The 20,188-nt window shown below is 71.0% G+C and carries 20 protein-coding genes; 11 read left to right on the top strand and 9 right to left on the bottom strand.

Translation table 11 applies throughout. From position 1 onward, the window contains the following. Positions 1–92 precede the first annotated feature (92 nt). The gene (locus AC3QLZ_RS06135; RefSeq protein WP_014238442.1) at positions 93–350 is read left to right on the top strand and encodes a YjhX family toxin; all 258 of its coding nucleotides are present in this window, start codon (positions 93–95) and stop codon (positions 348–350) included. Between the two features lie 82 nt (positions 351–432). Further along, on the top strand, positions 433–939 hold the full coding sequence (locus tag AC3QLZ_RS06130) for a GNAT family N-acetyltransferase (RefSeq protein ID WP_130459006.1): 507 nt from the start codon (positions 433–435) through the stop codon (positions 937–939). Between the two features lie 124 nt (positions 940–1,063). On the opposite strand, the gene AC3QLZ_RS06125 is transcribed toward AC3QLZ_RS06130, so the two are convergent. The 5 genes from AC3QLZ_RS06125 to AC3QLZ_RS06105 form a co-directional block, all read right to left on the bottom strand. Then, positions 1,064–2,332 (bottom strand): TolC family protein, encoded by a 1,269-nt coding sequence (locus tag AC3QLZ_RS06125; protein ID WP_157870666.1) that lies wholly within the window; start codon positions 2,330–2,332, stop codon positions 1,064–1,066. 8 nt (positions 2,333–2,340) lie between these two features. After that, a complete protein-coding gene (locus tag AC3QLZ_RS06120) occupies positions 2,341–2,661 on the bottom strand; it encodes a DUF3240 family protein (RefSeq protein WP_492783505.1) in 321 nt (106 codons plus the stop codon). Next, positions 2,658–5,744 carry an efflux RND transporter permease subunit gene (locus tag AC3QLZ_RS06115; RefSeq protein ID WP_492783504.1) on the bottom strand — a complete coding sequence of 1,029 codons (3,087 nt, stop codon included), beginning with the start codon at positions 5,742–5,744 and terminating at the stop codon, positions 2,658–2,660. The genes AC3QLZ_RS06120 and AC3QLZ_RS06115 overlap by 4 nt, the downstream gene beginning before the upstream one ends. Beyond that, positions 5,744–6,901: an efflux RND transporter periplasmic adaptor subunit gene (locus tag AC3QLZ_RS06110; RefSeq protein ID WP_492783503.1), complete on the bottom strand. Its 1,158-nt coding sequence runs from the start codon at positions 6,899–6,901 to the stop codon at positions 5,744–5,746. Before AC3QLZ_RS06110 ends, AC3QLZ_RS06115 begins: the two co-directional genes overlap by 1 nt. 219 nt (positions 6,902–7,120) lie before the next feature. Continuing rightward, entirely contained in the window at positions 7,121–8,080 is a 960-nt protein-coding gene (locus AC3QLZ_RS06105) for a helix-turn-helix domain-containing protein (RefSeq protein ID WP_152089652.1), read from the bottom strand. 118 nt (positions 8,081–8,198) lie between these two features. Here AC3QLZ_RS06105 and AC3QLZ_RS06100 point away from each other — a divergent pair, with 118 nt between their 5' ends. After that, positions 8,199–8,723, top strand: a complete 525-nt coding sequence (locus AC3QLZ_RS06100) for a cysteine hydrolase family protein (RefSeq protein ID WP_287873885.1) — start codon at positions 8,199–8,201, stop codon at positions 8,721–8,723. Between the two features lie 137 nt (positions 8,724–8,860). Here the strand turns inward: AC3QLZ_RS06100 and AC3QLZ_RS06095 are convergent, their stop codons facing one another. Further along, positions 8,861–9,763 carry a LysR substrate-binding domain-containing protein gene (locus AC3QLZ_RS06095; RefSeq protein ID WP_492783502.1) on the bottom strand — a complete coding sequence of 301 codons (903 nt, stop codon included), beginning with the start codon at positions 9,761–9,763 and terminating at the stop codon, positions 8,861–8,863. A gap of 189 nt (positions 9,764–9,952) precedes the next feature. Between AC3QLZ_RS06095 and AC3QLZ_RS06090 the strand changes: the two genes are divergently transcribed. Continuing rightward, positions 9,953–10,351 (top strand): RidA family protein, encoded by a 399-nt coding sequence (locus AC3QLZ_RS06090; protein ID WP_014238433.1) that lies wholly within the window; start codon positions 9,953–9,955, stop codon positions 10,349–10,351. A 157-nt stretch (positions 10,352–10,508) separates the two neighbouring features. On the opposite strand, the gene AC3QLZ_RS06085 is transcribed toward AC3QLZ_RS06090, so the two are convergent. Beyond that, on the bottom strand, positions 10,509–11,087 hold the full coding sequence (locus tag AC3QLZ_RS06085; protein WP_287873883.1) for a cob(I)yrinic acid a,c-diamide adenosyltransferase: 579 nt from the start codon (positions 11,085–11,087) through the stop codon (positions 10,509–10,511). 85 nt (positions 11,088–11,172) lie between these two features. On the opposite strand from AC3QLZ_RS06085, the gene otnI reads away from it, so the two are divergent. Then, complete coding sequence (gene otnI, locus AC3QLZ_RS06080) at positions 11,173–11,967, top strand: 2-oxo-tetronate isomerase (RefSeq protein ID WP_492783501.1); 795 nt, start codon at positions 11,173–11,175, stop codon at positions 11,965–11,967. Between the two features lie 287 nt (positions 11,968–12,254). Here otnI and AC3QLZ_RS06075 read toward each other — a convergent pair whose 3' ends face one another. Beyond that, positions 12,255–12,731, bottom strand: a complete 477-nt coding sequence (locus tag AC3QLZ_RS06075; RefSeq protein WP_014238430.1) for a bacteriohemerythrin — start codon at positions 12,729–12,731, stop codon at positions 12,255–12,257. A 359-nt stretch (positions 12,732–13,090) separates the two neighbouring features. On the opposite strand from AC3QLZ_RS06075, the gene AC3QLZ_RS06070 reads away from it, so the two are divergent. Then, positions 13,091–14,410, top strand: coding sequence for a glycerate kinase type-2 family protein (locus tag AC3QLZ_RS06070; RefSeq protein ID WP_492783500.1), 1,320 nt, complete (start codon positions 13,091–13,093; stop codon positions 14,408–14,410). Positions 14,411–14,639: 229 nt separating this feature from the next. On the opposite strand, the gene AC3QLZ_RS06065 is transcribed toward AC3QLZ_RS06070, so the two are convergent. Beyond that, entirely contained in the window at positions 14,640–15,539 is a 900-nt protein-coding gene (locus AC3QLZ_RS06065) for a LysR family transcriptional regulator (protein ID WP_287873880.1), read from the bottom strand. Positions 15,540–15,648: 109 nt separating this feature from the next. On the opposite strand from AC3QLZ_RS06065, the gene AC3QLZ_RS06060 reads away from it, so the two are divergent. From AC3QLZ_RS06060 to glcE, 5 genes are read left to right on the top strand one after another with little or no spacing between them, the layout of a single operon-like run. Next, positions 15,649–16,383, top strand: coding sequence for a sulfite exporter TauE/SafE family protein (locus AC3QLZ_RS06060; RefSeq protein WP_492783499.1), 735 nt, complete (start codon positions 15,649–15,651; stop codon positions 16,381–16,383). Then, positions 16,376–16,777 (top strand): hypothetical protein, encoded by a 402-nt coding sequence (locus tag AC3QLZ_RS06055; RefSeq protein ID WP_492783498.1) that lies wholly within the window; start codon positions 16,376–16,378, stop codon positions 16,775–16,777. The genes AC3QLZ_RS06060 and AC3QLZ_RS06055 overlap by 8 nt, the downstream gene beginning before the upstream one ends. A gap of 51 nt (positions 16,778–16,828) precedes the next feature. Further along, positions 16,829–17,638 (top strand): FadR/GntR family transcriptional regulator, encoded by an 810-nt coding sequence (locus AC3QLZ_RS06050; RefSeq protein ID WP_492783497.1) that lies wholly within the window; start codon positions 16,829–16,831, stop codon positions 17,636–17,638. After that, entirely contained in the window at positions 17,631–19,091 is a 1,461-nt protein-coding gene (locus AC3QLZ_RS06045) for an FAD-linked oxidase C-terminal domain-containing protein (RefSeq protein WP_492783496.1), read from the top strand. Before AC3QLZ_RS06050 ends, AC3QLZ_RS06045 begins: the two co-directional genes overlap by 8 nt. After that, the gene (gene glcE / locus AC3QLZ_RS06040; RefSeq protein WP_492783495.1) at positions 19,088–20,188 is read left to right on the top strand and encodes a glycolate oxidase subunit GlcE; all 1,101 of its coding nucleotides are present in this window, start codon (positions 19,088–19,090) and stop codon (positions 20,186–20,188) included. The genes AC3QLZ_RS06045 and glcE overlap by 4 nt, the downstream gene beginning before the upstream one ends.

The following is a 20,188-nucleotide window of genomic DNA, read 5'->3' as shown; positions in this document are numbered from 1 at the left end:
CGCCGGCCGCGAGTTATCGATATGCCCATAGCGTCGATGGCGCCTCTCGGAGGCTGCCGTCGTGTGTGCATTTGATTGCGGAACAATCCAACATGAATCTTTCCAAGCCCGAGCAGCGGACGTTGCACGTCCTCGCCAAAGGCGGCCATATCGAACATCACCGCGATGCTTCCGGCCGCATTACCCACGTCGATTGCTATACCCGCGAAGGTTTCGTCCTCAGCGACTGCACCTTGCCGGTGTTCAAGAAGCTGAAGGCCAAGCGCCTCATCGCCTCCCTGGACGGCCGGCCTTACCGGATCAACCGGGCCGGCCTGGGGGCCGTGCGCGGCCAGCTCGACAACCAGTAATCCTCCCGCGCCACCGCCCGGCCCGGGTCCCTACTGGCGGCTGGGCGGAGCGGCGCCTGCATTGCAAAAAGGAATTCATCACATGACCATCACCATTCGTCCCGAAGAGCCGGCCGACAGCGCCGCCATTTTCGACCTGACCCGCCTGGCCTTTGCCACGGCGGCCCACAGCGCGGGCACCGAGCAGTTCATCGTCGGCGCCCTGCGAGATAGCGGCAGGCTCAGCCTTTCCCTGGTGGCGGAGGAGGGCGGGCGTCTCCTCGGCCACGTGGCCTTTTCGCCGGTGACCCTGAGTCCGGCCGCTCCCGGCTGGTTTGGGGTCGGCCCGGTTTCGGTGCTGCCAGAGCATCAGGGCTGCGGCATCGGCAGCCGGCTGATGCGGCACGGCCTGGAGGAACTACGCCGGCGCGGCGCCGCCGGCTGCGTGCTGGTGGGGGTGCCGGCCTTCTACGCCCGCTTCGGCTTCGTCCAGGCGGCGCCGCTGCTGCTGCCGGAGGTGCCGCCCCAGTACTTCCAGGCCCTGGCCTTCCAGGGCCCGCTGCCGGCTGCCAGCGTCGCCTTCGATCCGGCCTTCTTCGCCACCGCCTAGCCGTAGCGGTCCGCTGCCCGGCAGCGGCACCATCGCCACCAACAAGAAGGGACGGGCTTTCCCACCGCTGCACGGTGGGGAGGCCCGTCCCTTCTGCCTTCCAGGGCGGTGCTTCGTGACGGCCTTATTTCTCCGTGTGCTCCCCGTCCACCGGCCACAGGCCGTGGCCGTCCAGGTACACCCGGTAGCGGCTTTCCAGGGCGTCGAGGCGGCTCTGGTTGGCGGCGAGGCGGGCTTCGTTGGCCTGGCGCTGGGCGGTGAGCAGTTCGGTGATGCCGGCTTCGCCCAGCTGGTAGGCCCGGGCCATGAGGGCGGCGGCCTGTTCGATGCGCTGGGCGGCATCCTCGGCCCGGCGCCAGGATTCGTAGGCGGCCCGGGCGTTGGCCAGGAGGGCGGCCACTTCGGCGTTGATGCGGGCCAGGGTGGCGGCTTCCCGGCTGGCGGCGGCGCTGGCGTAGGCGGCGTCGCGGCGGGCGGTGGCGCTGCGCAGGCTGCCGGAGAAGGGGATGGAGATGCTGACCCCGGCGATGCGTTCCTCGCCGCCCTTGTCGGAGCCCACGTGCACCCCCAGGGTGGGGTCGGGCATCCGCTCGGCGTCGGCCCGGTTGGCCACCAGCCGGGCCTGTTCGCTTTCGGCCCGGGCCAGCATCAGCTCGTGGTTGTGTTCCAGCAGGTGCTCGCGCCACTCAGCCTCTTCCAGGGGCAGGGGCTCGCTGGGGGCCACCTGCCTGGGCTGGGGCAGGGAGGGGAAGCGGGCCGCCAGGTCGGCCTCGGCCACCTGGCGGCGCAGGCGGGCCTGTTCCAGGGCGGCCTGGGCCTGGGCGGCGGCGGCTTCGGCCTGCATCAGTTCCAGGCGCGGCGCGTCCCCCAGCTGCACGCGGCGGGCGGTGACCTGGCGCTGGCGGGCCAGGGATTCGCTCTGGCGCTGCCACTGGGCGGCGCCTTCGTTTTCCCGCAGCCAGATGAACCAGTAGCGCAGCAGGCTGCGGGAGGTCTCGTGCAGGGTGTCGCCCAGGGCCACCTTGGCCATGGCTTCGCCGTTGGCGCCGAGCTGCTCGTCGAGGGCGGCCTTGCCGGGCAGGCGGATGCCCCGCTCGATGCCGCCGCTCCATTCCCGGTAGCGTTCGTTGGCGGCACCATTGACGCCGTTGACGTTGCGCCGCTGGCTGCCGACCCGGGCGGTCCATTCATAGGGGCCGGCTTCCAGGCGCTTGCGGTTTTCGCCCTCGGCTTCCAGCATGGCTTCGGCGGCCTTGGCCTGGGGCGCGAGGCGGATGGCGTTCACCGCCGCTTCCCGCGGCGGCAGGTCGGTGGGGTAGGCCAGGGGTGGCGGTTCGGCGGCCTGGAGGGCGGCGCTGCAGAGCAGGGCGGCCAGGGGCATCAGTTTCAGCATGGGGCCCATTACAGCCTCCCGGATTGCTGGACCGGGGCGGTCCAGTAGTAGATGTCGGCGCCGGTGAATTGCTGGCGCAGGTCCCGCAGCAGGTCGTGCACATGGGTGCCGGCCATGAGGGCCTGGATGCGGAAGCGGCGGGCCCGGCCGCGCACCCGTTCGGCGGCGGTTTCGTAGGCGATGTCGCCGCCGTGGGCATCCACCGGGCGGGAGGTGAAATGGCCCACGGTCTCGGCCCGGTCGAGGAGGAAGTCCACCACCGCATCTTCCAGATTGGGGTGGATCACCAGGGTCAGGCAGGTATCCACGGGGCGATTGTTTGCGTTCATGGCCGTTCTCCCGGAGTGTTGTCGAAGCCGAAGCGGCGGTAGAGGATGGGCAGCAGCAGCAGGGTCAGCAGGGTGGAGCTGAGCAGGCCGCCGATGACGACGATGGCCAGAGGCTTCTGGATCTCGGAACCGGGGCCGCTGGCGAAGAGTAGGGGTACCAGGCCGAAGGCGGCGATGGAGGCCGTCATCAGCACCGGGCGCAGGCGCCGCCTGGCCCCTTCCCGCACCACCTGCTCCAGGGGCAGGCCCTGGGTGCGCAGCTGGTTGAAGTAGGTGAGCATCACCACGCCGTTGAGCACGGCGATGCCGAGCAGGGCGATGAAGCCGACCGAGGCGGGCACCGACAGGTACTGGCCCGAAAGCAGCAGGGCGAAGACGCCGCCCACCAGGGCGAAGGGGATCATGGCCAGGACCAGGCCGGCCTGGCGCAGGGAGCCGAAGGTGGAAAAGAGCAGCATGAAAATCAGGCCCAGGGCCACCGGCACCACCAGCATCAGGCGCTGGGCGGCCCGCTGCTGGTTCTCGAACTGGCCGCCCCAGACGATGCGGTAGCCCTGGGGCAGCTTCAGCTGCTGGGCCACCTTGGCCTGGGCTTCCTCGACGAAGCCCACCAGGTCCCGGTCCCGCACGTTGGACTGGATCACCACGTAACGCTGGGCGTTTTCCCGGTCCACCTTGACCGGGCCTTCCACCCGCTCGATCTTGGCCACCTGGGACAGGGGCACGGTGCGGACATTGGCGCCTTCGCCGGGCAGGGACAGGCGCAGGTCGGCGAAGCGCTCGACGCTGGTCTTGTAGTCCGGGCCGCCCCGCAGCAGCACCGGGGTGCGCCGCCCCGGCTCCACCACCAGGCCGGCGGGCAGGCCTTCCACCAGGGTCTTGAGGGCGTTCTGCACGTCTTCAATGGGCAGGCCCAGGCGGCCGGCGGCGAGGCGGTCGATCTCCACCTTGAGGTACTGCACCCCTTCGTTCTTCAGGGTGAACACGTCCTCCGCGCCCTTGATGCCCTTGAGCAGGGCGACGATGCCGTCGGCGGCGTGATTGAGCTGGTCCAGGTCGGTGCCGAAGACCTTCACCGCGATGTCGCCGCGCACGCCGGTGAGCATTTCCGAGATGCGCATGTCGATGGGCTGGGTGAAGGTGTAGGCGATGCCGGGGAAGTCTTCCATCACCTGGCGCAGCTGGTCGGTGAGCCAGTCCTTGTCCGGCTGGCGCCATTCGTTGATGGGCTTGAGCACGAGGAAGGTGTCGGTCTGGTTGAGGCCCATGGGGTCCAGGCCCAGTTCGTCGGAGCCGACCCGGGCGATGATGTTCTTCACCTCCGGCACCCGCTCCAGGATGGCCCGCTGCACCCGCTGGTCCGTTTCCACCGTCTCCTCCAGGCTGATGGAGGGCAGCTTTTCCAGCTGGATGATGAGGTCGCCCTCGTCCATGGTGGGCAGGAAGGTCTTGCCCAGCAGGGTGTAGGCGCCGATGGCCAGCACCAGCAGGGCCAGGGCGGCGACCACCACCTGCCGGGTGTGGGCCAGGGCCCAGTCCAGGGCCGGGGCGTAGGCGGCGTTGAGTTTCTGCACCAGCCAGGCCTCGTGGTGGCCGCCCCGCTGCATGAGCATGGAGGCCAGGGCCGGGATGACGGTGAGGGCCAGCAGCAGGGAGGAGACCAGGGCGAAGACGATGGTCAGGGCCACCGGGATGAAGAGCTTGCCTTCCAGCCCTTCCAGGGTCAGCAGGGGCACGAAGACGATGACGATGATGGCGATGCCGGAGGCCACCGGCACCGTCACCTCCCGCACCGAGCGGTAGATGACGTGCAGCAGGGGCAGGCGGGCGGAGGTGTGGGGGCTGGAGAGGTGGCTCTCCACGTTTTCCACGATCACCACCGCCGCATCCACCAGCATGCCGATGGCGATGGCCAGGCCGCCCAGGCTCATCAGGTTGGCGGAGAGGCCGAAGTACTGCATGAGGATGAAGGTGAGCAGGGCCGAGAGGGGCAGGATCACCGACACCACCAAGGCCGCCCGCAGGTTGCCGAGGAAGGCCAGGAGCAGGATCACCACCAGCACGATGGCCTCGCCCAGGGCCTTGGAGACGGTGCCCACGGCCCGCTCCACCAGATGGCCCCGGTCGTAGAAGGGCACGATGCTGACGCCTTCGGGCAGGGTGGCCTGGATCTCGGCCAGCTTGGCCTTCACCTGGTCCACCACCTGCTGGGCGTTGGCGCCGCGCAGGCCCAGCACCAGGCCTTCCACCGCCTCGCCCTGGCCGTCCTTGGTCACCGCGCCGTAGCGGGTGAGGGCGCCGAAGCGCACCTCGGCCACGTCGCCCACCCGCACCGGATTGCCGCCGCGCTGGGCGATGACGATGGCGCGCAGGTCGTCCAGGCTGTGCACGGCCCCTTCGACCCGCACCAGCAGGGTTTCCTCGCCCTCGGTGAGGCGGCCGGCGCCGTCGTTGCGGTTGTTGCCTTCCACCGCCTGGCGCAGTTCGTTGAGGCTGACGCCGCGGGCGTTGAGGGCCGCCGCATCGGGCACCACCTCGAAGGCCTTGGCGTGGCCGCCCAGGCTGTTCACGTCGGCGACGCCGCGCAGGGTGCGCAGCTGGGGGCGGATGGTCCAGTCCAGGATGGTCCGCTTCTCCTCCAGGGAGAGGGGGCCTTCCACGGTGAACATGAACATTTCCGAGAGGGGCGTGGTGATGGGGGCCAGGCCGCCGCTGGCGCCGGGGGGCAGCTCGACGCCGCCGAGGCGCTCGGCCACCTGCTGGCGGGCCCAGTAGATGTCGGTGCCGTCCTCGAAGTCGATGGTGACGTCGGCGATGGCGTATTTGGAGGTGGTGCGCAGGATGCGCTGCTTGGGGATGCCCAGCATTTCCTGCTCGATGGGCACCACGATGCGGGCCTCCACCTCTTCCGGGGTCATGCCCGGGGCCTTCATGATGATTTTCACCTGGGTGGTGGAAACGTCGGGGAAGGCGTCGATGGGCAGGTTGTGGAAGGCCATGATGCCGGCGCCCACCAGCAGGGCCGTCAGCACCAGCATCAGGAGGCGCTGGGCCAGGGAGAATTCGACCAGGCGGGAGAGCATTATTGGGCGCTCCCGGCATCGCTGGCGGCGCTGGCAGCAGTGCTCCAGGCGGACTTGAGGGCACTGACGCCCTTCACCGCCACTGCCGCGTTGGCCGCCAGGGAGCTGCCGCTCACCAGCACATCGGCGCCGGCGTTACCGGCCACGCTCACCGGGGTGGCCTGGAAGCCGGGCCTGGCGCCGGCCGTCTGCACGAAGACCCAGGCCTGGCCGGCCTGGCGCACCACGGCGGCCTGGGGGATGCGGTAGGTGGCGCTCTTGCCGGCAGTGGCGCCGGCCTGGGGCGCCGCGGCCACCGTGGCTTCCACCATCTGGCCCGGGTGCAGGGAGTCGAGACCCGCGTCCATCCTCGCCCGCAGGGTCACGGTCTGGCTGCCGGGGCTGATCTGGCGGCCCACGTTGATGAGCTTGCCGCTGGCCTCGCTGCCGGCGATGTGCACCGCCGCCCCTTCCTTCAGGTTGCCGGCCAGGGCGGCGGGGGCCTGGATTTCCAGCCACAGGGGATTCAGTTGGGCCACGGTGAACAGGGCGGTGGCCGCCTCCACCCGGCTGCCCACGGCGGCGCTGGCTTCCAGCACCACGCCGTCCAGGGGCGCGCTGACCGCCACTTCCGGGGTCAGGCTGCCGCCGCCGGCGGTGGCACCGGCAATGCGCAGTTCGGCCTGCAGTTCCCGCGCCGCCACCGCCGCCTGGGCCTGGCTGGCGCGGCTGGCCTGGAGCCGGGCTTCGGCGATGATGCCTTCCTTGAACAGCTGTTCGTCCCGGGCCAGGCTGCGCTGGGCCAGGTCGGCCTGCTGCCTGGCCTGCAGGTAGTCCCGCTGCACCTGCAAGAGGCCCGGGCTGGCCAGGCGGGCCAGCATCTGGCCCTTCTTCACCGTCTGCCCGGCCACGGCGCCCACCTGGGTCAGCAGGCCGGCCAGGGGCGCCGCCACCACCCGCATCTGCTCCACCGGCACCACCACCTTGGCCGGCAGGCCGGCGGCGCTGCCCGTGTCGGCGGCGGCCAGGGGCCGGGTTTCCACCCCCAGGGCCTTGGCCTGGGCAGGGGCCAGGGCAATGAAGTCGGCCGGGTTGGCAGCCCGGGCCGGAAAGGACAGGGCGCAGAGCAGGGCGACGGCGGCGAGGCTGAAGCTGGGGGAAGGATGGCGACGGTTCATGGCGGCACTCTGAGTCAGTTTGTGCGCCACCTTAACCGGCGAATCTTAAGGCGGTCTTAAGGCGCAGGGATGGGGCTTGCCGCCCTGCCTGCCCGGCGGGGCAGGAAGGACGCGGATTTCCGCCATGCCATGCCGGAGAGGTAGGCGAGGCAAGGCGTTCCGGGCATGGGGGCGTTGGCGGGCTGAGCGGCGGGCGGTGTTGCGGGCATGGCGGCAACCTCAGGCCCCGTCCCGGGCGCCGAAGGATTGCCGCCACTGGCTGGGGGAAACCCCCAGGCTGCGGCGGAAGTGCAGGCGCAGGGCTTCCGGGGAGCCGAAGCCGGCCAGCTGGGCGATGCGCTCGATGCCGTGGTCGGTGCTTTCCAGCAGGCGCTGGGCCAGGCCCAGCCGTTCCCCCAGCAGCCACTGGCCGACCGTGGCGCCGGTGAGCTGGCGGAAGTGGCGGGTGAAGGTGCGCCGGCTCATCAGGGCCTGGGCCGCCAGGCTGTTGAGGTCGTGGGGCTGTTCCAGGCTGGCCCGCACCCGGTCCAGCAATGCCGCCAGGCGGGAATCGCCGGCGCTGGCGGGCAGGGGCTGGGGGATGTACTGGGCCTGGCCGCCCTGGCGGTGGGGCGGCGTCACCAGGCGGCGGGCCACCCGGTTGGCGGCAGTGGCGCCGCAGCGCTGGCGCAGCAGGTGCAGGCAGGCGTCGATGCCCGCCGCCGTGCCGGCGGAAGTGAGGAGGTTGCCTTCGTCCACGTAGAGCACCCCCGGGTCCAGGGTCACGGCCGGGTAGCGGCGGGCGAAGTCCGCGGCGAACTCCCAGTGGGTGGTGGCGCGGCGGCCGTCCAGCAGGCCCGCCTCGGCCAGCACGTAGGCCCCCAGGCACAGGCCCACCACCTGGGCGCCGCGCCGGTGGGCGGCCACCAGGGCGTCGAGCACTGCCTGGGGCGGCCGTTCCGCCGGATCGCGCCAGCTCGGCACGATCACCACCCGGGCCGTGGCCAGGGCCTCCAGGCCCTGTTCCACGTTGAGGCTGAAGCCGGCGCTGGTGGCGAGGGGGCCGTCCTCCCAGGCGCACACCCGCAGTTCGAAGGCCGGGGCGCCCAGGTGGCGCTCGCCGAAGACGACGCAGGGCACGGAGAGGTGGAAGGGGCTGATGCGCTGGTAGGCCAGCACGGCGACGGGGAGCCGGTTCATGGCAGTTCCCGGGAAATGGTGTGGCCCGATATTAACGGAAATTGTCATTCGGGCCACTGCCGGTGGTGCCGGGGCTGGCCAATAATCGGCCCATCGCACCCCACTCAAGGAGATTCCCATGAGCAACAGCAAACCCGCCCTGGTCGTCATCGACCTGCAGAACGACTATTTCCCCGGCGGCGCCTTTCCCCTGTGGCAGCCGGAGGCGTTGCTGGAGCGCACCCTGGCGGCGGTGGCCGCGGCCCGGGCCCGGGGCTTGCCGGTGATCCTGGTGCAGCACGTGGCCGATCCGGCCAAGGGACCGGCGCCTTTCTTCAACCAGGGAACGTCGGGCGTGGACCTCCACCCCCGTCTCCTGGCCGCTGCGCCGGAGGCGCCGGTGGTGCTGAAGCGTTTTGCCGACAGCTTCCACCAGACCGATCTGGAAGCCGTGCTGGCACAGCGGGGCATCACCGAGCTGTGGCTGTGCGGCATGATGACCCACAACTGCGTCACCCATACCGCCCTCTCCAGGGCGGCGGAGAAGTACCCGGTCTCGGTGCTGAAGGACTGCTGCACCACGGTCAGCGAGATGATCCACCGCATCGCCCTCAGCGCCCTGACCACCCGGGTGGCGGTGGTGGACACGGCGGCGCTGCTGTAGGCCGGCCCGCCCGGGGCGGTCGGCACCGGCGGTTTGCCGGCGCTGCGGCTGCTGCTGTGGAAAGTGCCGTCCGGCGGGCCGCCAATCGCGGCGAGGGCGCCGGCAGGCCGTGGCGCGGGTCGGCTCCCGGCCCGGCGTCAGGAAATGCCGGCGATCAGTTCGGACGCCCAGTCGATGAAGGCCCGCAGCCGGGCATTGTTGCGCCGGCTGGGGGGGAAGGCGGCATGCAGGGGCATGGGGTCCAGTTGCCAGTCCGGGAATAACCGGATCAGGGAGCCCGCGGCCACGTGGGGCCGGGCCATGTAGTCGGGCAGCCAGACGATCCCCAGCCCGGCCAGGGCCGCCGCCAGGTAGGCGTTGCCGTCGTCCACGGCCAGGGCGTAGTGGCCGCGGATGCCGAGGGCCTCCTGCTGCCGTCGCATCAGATAGGACGCCTGCTGGTTCCGGTGGGCCCACAGATAGCCGACGATCCGATGCTCCGGACCCTCCAGTTCCCGGGGGTGCTGCGGCGAACCCAGGCGCTGCAGATAGTCGGGCGCCGCGTAGGTCTGCAGGCGCAGGTCGCCCAGGCGTCTGGCAATCAGGGTCGGGTCCGCCATGGGGCCGCCCCGGATGACGCCGTCGATGTTTTCGTCCAGCAGGTCCGAAGTACGGTCGCTGACCCGCATGTCGATCTGGATGTCGGGATGGCGTGCGAAAAAGGCGGACAGGGCCGGCAGCAGCACCAGGCGCGCCAGGGGGCTGGGCACGTCGAGGCGCAGGCGGCCGCCCAGGGTCTCCTGGCTTGCGGTGACGCTGTTTTCCGCATCGTCCAGATCGGCCAGCAGGCGCACCGCCCGCTCGTAAAAGGCGCTGCCGGTGCCGGTCACTCCCACCTTGCGCGTGGTCCTGTCCAGCAGCCGGACCTGCAGCCGCTTCTCCAGCTGCTGCACCAGCTGGGTCGCCGTGGCCCGGCTGATGTGCAGGGTCTCCGCCGCCTTGGTGAAGCTGCCGGTGTCGACGACGCAGGTAAAGGTGCGCATGGCATCGAAGCGGTCCATGTTTGTTTTGATTTTCCGGTGATGATTGTTTGCATTTTACAAACACTGTTGCCCAGCCGCCGCCATTTATCGGCCCCGGCCCCGGCGCTACAGTGGGTGCTCCGCTGCAGCGTTCCCTGCCTCCGGGGGGGCGCTCCCCTTACCGCCATGTCCGGCCATCGCCGCCGGCCAAGAAAGAGAGCCCTTGCCATGACATCACCCCGCGATGCGGTATTTCCGCCGGGGCGCCAAGCCCTGTATGAACGCAACCGCTATTCCCCCGCCGTGCGCTCGAACGGCTTCCTCTTCGTCTCCGGCCAGGTCGGCAGCCGTGACGACGGTTCGCCGGAACCGCAGCTGGAGGCCCAGATCCGCCGCGCCTTCGACAACCTGAACGGGGTGCTGGAGGCCGCCGGCTGCACCTTTGCCGACGTGGTGGAGGTGACCGTGTTCCTGGTCGATCCCGAGGCCGTGCTGGAGACCTTCTGGCGGGTGTTGCCGGACTACTGGGGCGAGGCTCCCTATCCCGCCCTGACCGGTGTGGGGGTGACCTGGCTCTATGGTTTCCAGTTCGAGATCAAGGTCATCGCCCGCCTGCCCGGGGCCTGAGCCCGATACGCCCGGCAGACTGGGGCCGCCCGGTAACTCTGCCCAGCCGGTCGCTGCCCCCTTGATGGCGCCAGGGCTTGCGGCCAGGACTGGCTGGCGGCCACCGGCCAAGAAAAAAGGCACCGAGCGGTGCCTTTTTCTTTCCAGCTTCAGACCTTCACGCCTGTTTCGGCTTGGCCTTGCGCTCGTGCTTCCACAGCACGTCGCCGCAGCCGGCGGCGTGATTGAGCCCACGGCCGAGGACGAAGAGCAGGTCGGAGAGCCGGTTGAGGTACTGGCGCGGGCCGTCGGCCACGCTCTCGGCGTGGGCCAGGCGCACCACGGCGCGCTCGGCGCGGCGGCAGATGGTGCGGGCCAGATGGGCGTGGGCGGCGGCCCGGGTGCCGCCGGGGAGGATGAATTCCTTGAGGGGCGCCAGGGGCTCGTTGAAGTCGGCCACCCATTGCTCCAGGCGCAGCACCTGTTCTTCCTTGACCATTTCCATGCCGGGGATGCACAGCTCGCCCCCCAGGTCGAAGAGGTCGTGCTGGACCTGGATCAGGGCTTCCCGCGCGGCGGCGTCGATGGCCTCGGGGAAGCTTTCGGCCAGCAGCAGGCCGAGGGAGGAGTTGAGCTCGTCCACCTCGCCGATGGCGTCGATGCGCAGGCTGTCCTTGCCGGTGCGGGAACCGTCGCCGAGGCCGGTTTCACCCTGGTCGCCGGTGCGGGTGACGATCTTGGAAAGGCGGTTGCCCATGGCGGTCTCCTCTGTCTTATAGATAACTTGGTGGGCCGATTATACTGAGGCTTTCCCCTTCGCCGCCCTTGCGTTTCCCGCCCTTATGTTGAAATTTGCCGCCAATCTGAGCTTTCTCTTTGCCGAGCATCCCTTCCTCGATCGCTTCGCCCGGGCCGCCGCCGCCGGCTTCCGGGGCGTCGAGTACATGTTCCCCTACGCCCACGCCAAGGAGGAAATCGCCGAGCGCCTGCGGGCCCACGGCCTGGAGCAGGTGCTGTTCAACCTGCCGGCGGGGGATTGGGAGGCGGGCGAGCGGGGCCTCGGCTGCCTGCCCGGGCGGGAGGCGGAATTCCGCCAGGGCGTTGAGCTGGCGCTGGAGTACGCGCTCACCCTGGGCTGTCGCCGGCTGAACTGCCTGGCCGGTCTGGCCCCTGCCGGGGCGGTGGAGGCGGCGGACGTGGAAGCCGAATTGCGCGCCACCTTCATCGCCAACCTGCGCTGGGCCCACGCCAAGCTGGCGCCCCACGGCATCGAGCTGCTGGCCGAGCCCATCAACAGCCGGGTGGACATGCCCGGCTTCTGGCTCGACCGCCCGGCCAAGGGCCTGGAGGTGCTGGCGGAGGCGGGCGTGGGGCGGCTGCAGTACGACCTCTACCACGCCCAGATCATGGAGGGGGACCTGGCCCGATTCCTGGAGCGCCATCTGGCGGCCATCGGCCACCTGCAGATCGCCGACAACCCGGGGCGCCACGAACCGGGCAGCGGCGAAATCCATTACCCCTATCTCTTCCGCCGCCTGACGGAACTGGGCTACGACGGCTGGATCGGCTGCGAATACAAGCCCGCCGCCGGCACCGAGGCCGGCCTGGGCTGGCTGGCGGCGGCGCGGGACATCTGAAAGGGGAGTGGCCTGGGGGCCAGGCAGGACGGCCATCTCAGCCATGGGTCATCGGAGAATGGCTTCGTTGCTGCCTCAGCGGGCAGGTGTTGTACGGCGGTCGCGCCGGGCTCCTCTCGGCGGGCCTTGTCGCTTACGGGGCAGGCGGGCCGATTTTCCCGGCGGCAGTCCCCTATAAGCGGCAAGCCGCGGGGGCGGCAGCATCGCCCGGGGCGCCACGGCCGCGGCAAAAAGAAACGGCAGCCTCGCTGCCGTTGTCCTGCACTGCCGGCCTCAAGCGGCCCGGCTTACCAGAAGCGCCACCAGGCCTTCTTCGAGTTCATGGCCGCCTCCACCTCCGGCGACCAGTCGGCGGCCAGGGGCACGCCGAGGAAGTGGCTGCCGAAGCGCTTGTCTGTCTCGCTGATGTGCTTGGTCAGCCACACCTTGAGGAAGTGCAGCAGCTCGAAACTGATGGCGGCCTTGCCCGTGTCCAGCTTCTCCTGCAGTTCCCGGATCTGGCGGATCAGCTCCTCGTGCTGGGCCTTGTGGCCGGGGAAATCCGGGTAGTTGGTGACCCGCATGAGGCTCTCTTCCACGGTGAAATGGGTGCGGGTATAGTCGGCCAGCCGGTCCAGGATCTCCCGGGAGGTGGCGCTGCCCTGGTGGTCGCGGATGGCCTCGTGGAGCTGGTTGAGCAGGCCCACCAGGACCTTGTGCTGTTCGTCGATTTCCTGGATGCCGACGGAAAAATCGTCGCTCCAGGTGAAAAGTTCGGTGCTCATGGACGGGCGCTATGGTCAGAAAGGCAGAAGGCGGTAAATAGGCGGCAACGGGGCAACGGCCCCATGTCCGCCCCGGCCGGCCCGAGGCCGGCGCAGACCGGGCCCTTGGCCGCAGGGAGCCCGGAGGCTGGGCGGTCAGCCTAACCCCTGGACGCCGGCGGCCGTTGATCCAGGTCAAGAAAGTATGCATTAGGTAATAGCGAGGTAATAGCGCGCTGCCGGGCGACCTGCCCAGCGCACGGCCGGCCCGGGCAGCACCGGCGCGGGCCATCGGCCCCGCTTCTGCCGCCAGCCGCCGCCAGCCGCCGACGCTGGCGGCGAGTGCCGTCCGGCCAGTCCCGACTTTTCCCGGAGTCCCCATGTCCGCTGCCTCCCACAAGCAACTAGCCCCCGACGCCCTGCTCCACAACCTGCTGCAGGCCGCCCTCGCCGCCGCCGATCCGGCCCGGCTGGTGCCGCCCCATCTGCCGGACCCGGCCAGCCTGCCCGAGGGCGGGCGCCTGGTGGTGGTGGGCGCCGGCAAGGCGGCAGGGGCCATGGCCCGGGCGGTGGAGGAACACTGGCCCGGCCCCCTCTCCGGCCTGGTGGTGACCCGCTACGGCCACGGCCTGCCCTGCCGCCGCATCGAAGTGGTGGAGGCGGCCCATCCGGTGCCGGACGTCGCCGGCGAGGCCGCTGCCGCCCGCATCCTGGAACAGGTGCGGGGCCTGACGGAAAAGGACCGGGTGCTGGCCCTCATTTCCGGCGGCGGTTCCGCCCTCATGGCGGCCCCGGCCCCCGGCGTCAGCCTGGCCCAGAAGCGGGCCCTGACCCGGGCCCTGCTGCTCAGCGGTGCCGACATCGGCGAGATCAACTGCGTGCGCAAGCACCTCTCGGCGGTCAAGGGCGGGCGCCTGGCCGCCGCGGCCTGGCCGGCCCCGGTGCTGACCCTGGCCATTTCCGACGTGGCCGGGGACGATCCCTCGGTCATCGCCTCCGGCCCCACCGTGGCCGATCCCACTACCTGCGCCGACGCCCTGGCGGTGCTGGCCCGCCACGGCATCGAGGTACCGCCGGAAGTGGCCGCCCTGCTGCAGTCCGGCGCCCTGGAGATGCCCAAGCCCGGCGATCCCCGGCTCGGCCGCAGCGACTACCGGCTCATCGGCCGGCCCCAGCAGTCCCTCCTGGCCGCCGCCGAGACCGCCCGGGCCGCCGGCATCACGCCCCTGGTGCTGGGGGACCGGGTGGAAGGGGAGGCGAAGGAGGTGGCCAAGGTCTCGGCCGGCCTGGCCCTGGCCTGTCAGGACCACGGCACGCCCCTGGCGCCGCCCTGCGTGCTCCTCTCCGGCGGCGAGACCACCGTCAGCGTGGCGCCGGGCGCGCCCCTGGGCCGGGGCGGGCGCAACAGCGAATTCCTCCTGGCCCTGGCGCTGGCCCTCGGCGGCCGGCCCGGCATCCACGCCCTGGCGGCGGATACGGACGGCATCGACGGTTCCGAGGACAACGCCGGCGCCCGCATCGATCCGGCGACCCTGGCCCGGGCCGCCGCTGCCGGCCTGGACGCCCGGGCCCATCTGGCCGGCCACGACGCCTACGGCTTCTTCGCCGGCCTGGGGGACCTGCTGCTGACCGGCCCCACCCGCACCAACGTCAACGACTTCCGCGCCGTGCTGGTGCTGCCGGAGGAGGACAACGGCTGAGGCCGGGCCCTTGGCCGGCTCAGGCGCCGGCGCGGCACCACCAGTTTGGCGGTCTGCTCCTGCACCTGTACCGTGTCGCCGTGCTGGTTGAGGATTTCGCTGCGCACCGTGACCATGCCCTGCCTGGGTTTGGAACGGGAGGACAGCACGGACTGCACCTCGTTTTCCACCCGCAGGGTGTCGCCGGGCAGGGGCGGCGGATGAGGCGCCGGGGGCCGGGTGTGGCGCCTCAGATGGCCGGCGGCGCGGCTTGCCGCAGATGCTCCACCAGCTGCCGGGCATAGGGCGGCAGCGCCTCCAGCCGGCGGCAGCAGAGCCGCAACTGGCGGCTGGCCCAGGCATCGGCCAGGGGCAACACCGCCAGATCCATGCTGCGGGCGTAGCGGCGGGCTGCCGTCACCGGGATGATGCCGACGCCGACGCCCGCTTCCACCATGCGGCAGAGGGCGTCGAAATTGCCGAGCCGCACCCGGTAGCGGGGCTGGCGGCCGATGCGGGCGCCGTGGGCGGCGAGAAAGTCGGGCAGGGCGCTGCCCGGGGTGAGGCCGACCCATTCCCAGTCCAGGGTGTCGGCGAAATTGACCGTCTCGCGCCCGGCGAGCCCATGACGGCGGCTGCATACCAGCACCAGGCGGTCTTCCCGGAACGGCAGGGTTTCCAGCTCCCCCGGGTCCACCGAGTCGGCAATGATGCCCACATCGCCCAGGCCGGCGGCGATGGCCTCGACGATGTGGTGGCTGAGCCGTTCCTCCACGTCCACATCGACCTGGGGATGGGCGGCGAGAAAGGCAGCCAGGGCCTCCGGCAGGAACTCGCTGAGGGCGGCGGTGTTGCCCAGCAGCCGGATGTGGCCCTTGAGGCCCTGGGCATACTGGCCCAGGTCGCCGCGCAGATGCTGCACCTGGGCCGCGATGGTCTGGGCGTGGTGCAGCAGGGCCCGGCCGGCGGGTGTCGGCGTGACGCCGCGCCGGCCCCGTTGCAACAGGGGCGTGCCCAGGGTTTCCTCCATGCCGCGGATACGGGCGCTGGCCGAGGCCAGGGACAGATGGCAGCGCTCGGCGCCGGCCGTGATGCTGCCGCTGTCGGCGACCTGGATGAAGAGATTGAGGTCCGTGAGATCGAAACGCATGGCGCGGCTCCCTGCTCAGCCTATGGAATAGCCGAAGTGTGCCTGAGGAAAATGCCGATTTTCAGGGGGTGATCCATGTTTCAGACTGAGGCTCATGGAAAACTCACTCATGCTTCTCGCCGTCGGCACCCTGGCCGGCGCCATGAATGCCCTGGCGGGCGGCGGCTCCTTCGTCACCCTGCCGGCCCTGATCCTGGCCGGGGTGCCGTCCACCGTCGCCAATGCCACCAGCACCGTGGCCCTGTTCCCCGGCGCCCTGGCCAGCGCCTGGACCCTGCGGCGGGACTTTGCCCCCTTTCCCGGGGTGGCCACCTCCCGCCTGCTGGCGGTCAGCCTGGCCGGCGGGCTGATCGGCGCCATTCTGCTGCTGCTGACGCCCTCCCGCCATTTCGACCTGCTGGTGCCCTGGTTGCTCCTGCTGGGGGCCGTGGCCTTCGCCTGGGGCGGCGCGGCGGGCCGCCTGCTGCGACGGCAGCGCCATCCGGGGCCGGGCCTGATGCTGGCCGGCCAGGGGCTGCTGGCCGTCTACGGCGGCTATTTCGGCGGCGCCGTGGGCATCATGATGATGGCCCTGTGGGGCATCTGGGGCTACACCGAACTGCGGGCGGTGAACGGTGCCAAGAGCCTGTTCGTCGGCGCCACCAATGCGGTGGCCGTCCTCTGCTTCATTGTCGCCGGCCAGGTGCGCTGGGGGCCGGGTCTGGCCCTGGCGGCTGGCGCCGTTGCCGGGGGCTGGCTGGGGGCGCGGCTTAGCCAGCGCCTGGAACCCCGGCGTCTGCGGAAGGGGGTGGTGCTGCTTAACTTCGTCATGGCCGGCGCCTTCTTCTGGCGCACCTATGGCTGAAGTCCTGCCGCCCTTGCCCGGGTGCCGGCGGCTGTATCTGTACGAGAGGCCGGGGGAAGGGCTGGTCAATGGCCGGGGGGAACCCCTGGCCGGCTGCGGGGCGGCCCGGGTGGTGTTCCTGTTCCGTCACGGCCGCTGCCGTCGGCTGTTGCTGTCGCCAACTGCCGCGAGGCTTGGCGCTGCCGGCCCGTCCGGGTTGCGTGCCTACGGGGCCGCCTATTTCCATCTGGCCCGCGACTTTAGCGGGGTCGCGCTGCCCGCTGACCCCATTGCCGGCTGGCTGGCCGGGTTCATGCTGGAAGTGCCGAGGGAGATGCCGCCGGGGCTGTTGCATTTCCTCTCCGCCCCGGCGTGGGGCGCAGGCCGGGGGCGGGGAGGGTTTCCCCTAGGTTGACCGGTGGCGGGGCGGGTTTTAGTCTTGGCAAAAATTTGTCAGACAACTTTCATGGCCGCTTCCCCATCCCTTGCCAGCACTGCCGCCCCGGGTTCCGCCCGGGGCCGTGGCGTGGGCCCTTCGGCCGGGCTTTCCGCCGACATCGGGGCGGCCCTGGAGCAGCGCATCCGCAGCGGCGCCTATGCGCCGGGGGCGCGCCTGCCGACGGAAATGGCCCTGGCCGCCGAGTTCGGCGTTTCCCGCGCCGTGGTGCGGGAGGCGGTGGCCCGCCTCAAGGCCGACGGCCTGGTGGCTTCGCGCCAGGGCTCGGGCATGAGCGTGGCCGCCCGGCCCGACAGTGGCAGCTTCAAGCTGGCCCCGGGGACCCCGGCGGGGGAAGCCCTCAGCCACATCTTCGAACTGCGGGCCCTGGTGGAGACCGGGGCGGCGGAACTGGCGGCACGGCGCCGCACCCCGGCCGACCTGGCGGCCATGTACGCGGCCCTGCAAGCCATGGGCGAGGCGGTGCGCCAGGGCGACGACGGCGCCGAGGACGACGACGTCTTCCACCAGGCCATTGCCGCCGCCACCCACAACCCGGAAATCCGCCGCTTCGTCAGCTTTCTTTCCGCCCAGTTTTCCGAAAGCCGCCGTCCCACCTGGGACGAAGCCGGCCATGCCACGGGCCGGGCCGCGGCGGCCCAGGCCGAACACGAACGGCTCTACGCCGCCATCGCCGCCGGCGATGCAGCGGCGGCACGCCAGGCGGCGGCCGGCCATCTCTATCAGGCGGCGGCCCGGGTGGGCGCGGCGCCCCAAGCAACCTGTCTTGAAGCCAAGCTGGCCGTGGGCCCAGCGCACGAGGAGAACGACCATGGGTGACCGTCTGCCGGACAGTCCGGATTTCGCCGTGGACCAGGCGGCCCTGCTGGCCGCCCTGGGGCGCATCCTGCCCCCGGGCCGGGTCTACGGGGAGCCGGAGGACCTGCGTCCCTACGAATGCGACGGCCTCACGGCCTACCGCAACCTGCCCCTGGCGGTGGCCCTGCCGGAGACGGAGGCGGAGGTGCAGGCCATCCTGCAGCTGTGCCACCGGCTCAAGGTGCCGGTGGTGCCCCGGGGCGCCGCCACGGGCCTTTCCGGCGGCGCCATGCCGCACCACAAGGGCCTGCTGCTGTCCCTGGCCAAGTTCAAGAAAATCCTCAAGGTGGACCCGGTGGCCCGCACCGCCCTGGTCCAGCCCGGGGTGCGCAACCTGGCCGTGTCCGAGGCCGCCGCGCCCTATAACCTCTACTACGCGCCGGACCCTTCTTCCCAGATCGCCTGCACCATCGGCGGCAACGTCTCGGAGAACTCGGGCGGCGTGCATTGCCTCAAGTACGGCCTCACCGTGCATAACGTGCTGCAGGTGCGGGGCTACACCATGGCCGGCGAGGCGGTGACCTTCGGCAGCGCCGCCCTGGATGCCCCGGGCTTCGACCTGCTGGCCCTGCTCAACGGCTCCGAAGGCATGCTGGCGGTGATCACCGAGGTGCTGGTGAAGCTGACGCCCAAGCCCCAGGTGGCCAAGGTGGTGCTGGCCTACTTCGATTCCGTCACCAAGGCCGGCAACGCGGTGGCCGACGTCATCGCCGCCGGCATCATTCCCGCCGGCCTGGAGATGATGGACAAGCCCGCCACCCACGCCGTGGAGCCCTACGTCAAGGCGGGCTACGATCTCGACGCCGAGGCCGTGCTGCTGTGCGAATCCGACGGCACGCCGGAGGAGGTGGAGGAGGAAATCGCCGCCATGCGCGCCGTGCTGGAAAAGAGCGGCGCCACCTCCCTGCGGGTCTCCGCCAACGAGGCCGAGCGCCTGCGCTTCTGGGCCGGACGCAAGGCCGCCTTCCCCGCCGTGGGCCGCATCACCCCGGACTACCTGTGCATGGACGGCACCATTCCGCGCAAGAACCTGGCGAAGATGCTGCTGGCCATCGCCGAGATGGAGAAAAAGTACGGCCTGCGTTGTGCCAACGTCTTCCACGCCGGCGACGGCAACCTGCACCCCCTGATCATGTACGACGCCAACCAGCCCGGCGAACTGGAGCGGGCCACCGCCTTCGGCGCCGAGATCCTGGAGCTGTCCGTGGCCCTGGGGGGCTCCATCACCGGCGAGCACGGCGTCGGGGTGGAGAAGATCACCCAGATGTGCGCCCAGTTCACGCCGGAGGAGCTGGCCCGCTTCGAGGGCGTCAAGCAGTCCTTCGACCCGGCCGGCCTGCTCAACCCGGGCAAGGCCATCCCCACCCCGGCCCGCTGCCGGGAGTATCGCCAGACCCGTGGAGAAAAGGCATGAGCCAGGTTTTCGAACAACAGTGCCGGGAGCGCATCCTGGCCGCATCCGCCGGCGCCCCCCTGCTGCTCCGGGGTGGCGGCAGCAAGGACTTCTATGGCCGCCCGGTGCAGGGCGACATTCTCGACACCCGCAGCCATCGCGGCGTGGTGGCCTACGAGCCCACCGAACTGGTGGTCACGGTGAAGGCCGGCACGCCCCTGGCCGAACTGGAGGCGGTGCTGGCGGAAAAGGGCCAGTACCTGGCCTGCGAGCCGCCCCATTTCGGCCCTGATGCCACCGTCGGCGGCATGGTCGCCGCCGGCCTCTCCGGCCCCCGCCGGGCCCAGGCCGGGGCCGTGCGGGACTTCGTCCTCGGCGTGCGCCTGATGGACGGCCAGGGCCAGGTGCTCGACTTCGGCGGCCAGGTGATGAAGAACGTGGCCGGCTACGACGTGCCCCGGCTCCTGGCCGGCAGCCTGGGGCAGCTGGGTCTGCTGCTGGAAGTGTCCCTCAAGGTGCTGCCCCGGCCCGTGGCCGAGGCCACCATCCGCCTGGAAACCTCCCAGGCCAAGGCCCTGGCCCTGATGAACCAGTGGGGCGGCAAGCCCCTGCCCATTTCCGCCACGGTGTGGAGCGACGCCGGGCACCCGGACGGAGAGGCAATCACGGTGCGCCTTTCCGGCGCCCGTGCCGCCGTCGCCGCAGCCCAGGCCGCTCTTGGCGGCACCCTGGTGGAGGCCAGCGTTGCGTCTGCCTTCTGGGCCGGGGTGCGGGAACAGACCCATCCCTTCTTCGCCGGCGCCGGCGGTGCCAACGAGGCCGCCCTGTGGCGCCTCGCCGTGCCCTCCACGGCGCCCCAGCTGGACCTGCCGGGGCGCACCCTGGTGGAGTGGGGTGGTGCCCAGCGCTGGCTGGTATCCGACGCCGAGGCCCGCCACGTGCGGGCGGTGGCGGAAAAGGCCGGCGGCCACGCCACCCTGTTCCGCGGCCCGGCAGCGGCCCGGGACCAGGCCTTCCACCCCCTGGCCTCGCCCCTGCTGGACATCCACCGCCGCCTGAAAGCCACTTTTGACCCCCGCGGCGTCTTCGCCGCCGGGCGCCTCTACGAGGGCCTCTGA

The sequence above is a fragment of the Azospira sp. MPR-LB4 genome (genome assembly GCF_058809525.1).
The sequence above is the reverse complement of the archived record's forward strand: the minus strand, read 5'-3'. Positions and strand labels throughout refer to the sequence as shown.

What these genes read in the sequence shown, in the direction of transcription:
- AC3QLZ_RS06135 (WP_014238442.1), top strand. Translation starts at nt 93, where the DNA reads ATGAATCTTTCCAAGCCCGAGCAGCGGACGTTGCACGTCCTCGCCAAA.
- AC3QLZ_RS06130 (WP_130459006.1), top strand. Translation starts at nt 433, where the DNA reads ATGACCATCACCATTCGTCCCGAAGAGCCGGCCGACAGCGCCGCCATT.
- AC3QLZ_RS06125 (WP_157870666.1), bottom strand. Translation starts at nt 2,332, where the DNA reads ATGCTGAAACTGATGCCCCTGGCCGCCCTGCTCTGCAGCGCCGCCCTC.
- AC3QLZ_RS06120 (WP_492783505.1), bottom strand. Translation starts at nt 2,661, where the DNA reads ATGAACGCAAACAATCGCCCCGTGGATACCTGCCTGACCCTGGTGATC.
- AC3QLZ_RS06115 (WP_492783504.1), bottom strand. Translation starts at nt 5,744, where the DNA reads ATGCTCTCCCGCCTGGTCGAATTCTCCCTGGCCCAGCGCCTCCTGATG.
- AC3QLZ_RS06110 (WP_492783503.1), bottom strand. Translation starts at nt 6,901, where the DNA reads ATGAACCGTCGCCATCCTTCCCCCAGCTTCAGCCTCGCCGCCGTCGCC.
- AC3QLZ_RS06105 (WP_152089652.1), bottom strand. Translation starts at nt 8,080, where the DNA reads ATGAACCGGCTCCCCGTCGCCGTGCTGGCCTACCAGCGCATCAGCCCC.
- AC3QLZ_RS06100 (WP_287873885.1), top strand. Translation starts at nt 8,199, where the DNA reads ATGAGCAACAGCAAACCCGCCCTGGTCGTCATCGACCTGCAGAACGAC.
- AC3QLZ_RS06095 (WP_492783502.1), bottom strand. Translation starts at nt 9,763, where the DNA reads ATGGACCGCTTCGATGCCATGCGCACCTTTACCTGCGTCGTCGACACC.
- AC3QLZ_RS06090 (WP_014238433.1), top strand. Translation starts at nt 9,953, where the DNA reads ATGACATCACCCCGCGATGCGGTATTTCCGCCGGGGCGCCAAGCCCTG.
- AC3QLZ_RS06085 (WP_287873883.1), bottom strand. Translation starts at nt 11,087, where the DNA reads ATGGGCAACCGCCTTTCCAAGATCGTCACCCGCACCGGCGACCAGGGT.
- otnI (WP_492783501.1), top strand. Translation starts at nt 11,173, where the DNA reads ATGTTGAAATTTGCCGCCAATCTGAGCTTTCTCTTTGCCGAGCATCCC.
- AC3QLZ_RS06075 (WP_014238430.1), bottom strand. Translation starts at nt 12,731, where the DNA reads ATGAGCACCGAACTTTTCACCTGGAGCGACGATTTTTCCGTCGGCATC.
- AC3QLZ_RS06070 (WP_492783500.1), top strand. Translation starts at nt 13,091, where the DNA reads ATGTCCGCTGCCTCCCACAAGCAACTAGCCCCCGACGCCCTGCTCCAC.
- AC3QLZ_RS06065 (WP_287873880.1), bottom strand. Translation starts at nt 15,539, where the DNA reads ATGCGTTTCGATCTCACGGACCTCAATCTCTTCATCCAGGTCGCCGAC.
- AC3QLZ_RS06060 (WP_492783499.1), top strand. Translation starts at nt 15,649, where the DNA reads ATGCTTCTCGCCGTCGGCACCCTGGCCGGCGCCATGAATGCCCTGGCG.
- AC3QLZ_RS06055 (WP_492783498.1), top strand. Translation starts at nt 16,376, where the DNA reads ATGGCTGAAGTCCTGCCGCCCTTGCCCGGGTGCCGGCGGCTGTATCTG.
- AC3QLZ_RS06050 (WP_492783497.1), top strand. Translation starts at nt 16,829, where the DNA reads ATGGCCGCTTCCCCATCCCTTGCCAGCACTGCCGCCCCGGGTTCCGCC.
- AC3QLZ_RS06045 (WP_492783496.1), top strand. Translation starts at nt 17,631, where the DNA reads ATGGGTGACCGTCTGCCGGACAGTCCGGATTTCGCCGTGGACCAGGCG.
- glcE (WP_492783495.1), top strand. Translation starts at nt 19,088, where the DNA reads ATGAGCCAGGTTTTCGAACAACAGTGCCGGGAGCGCATCCTGGCCGCA.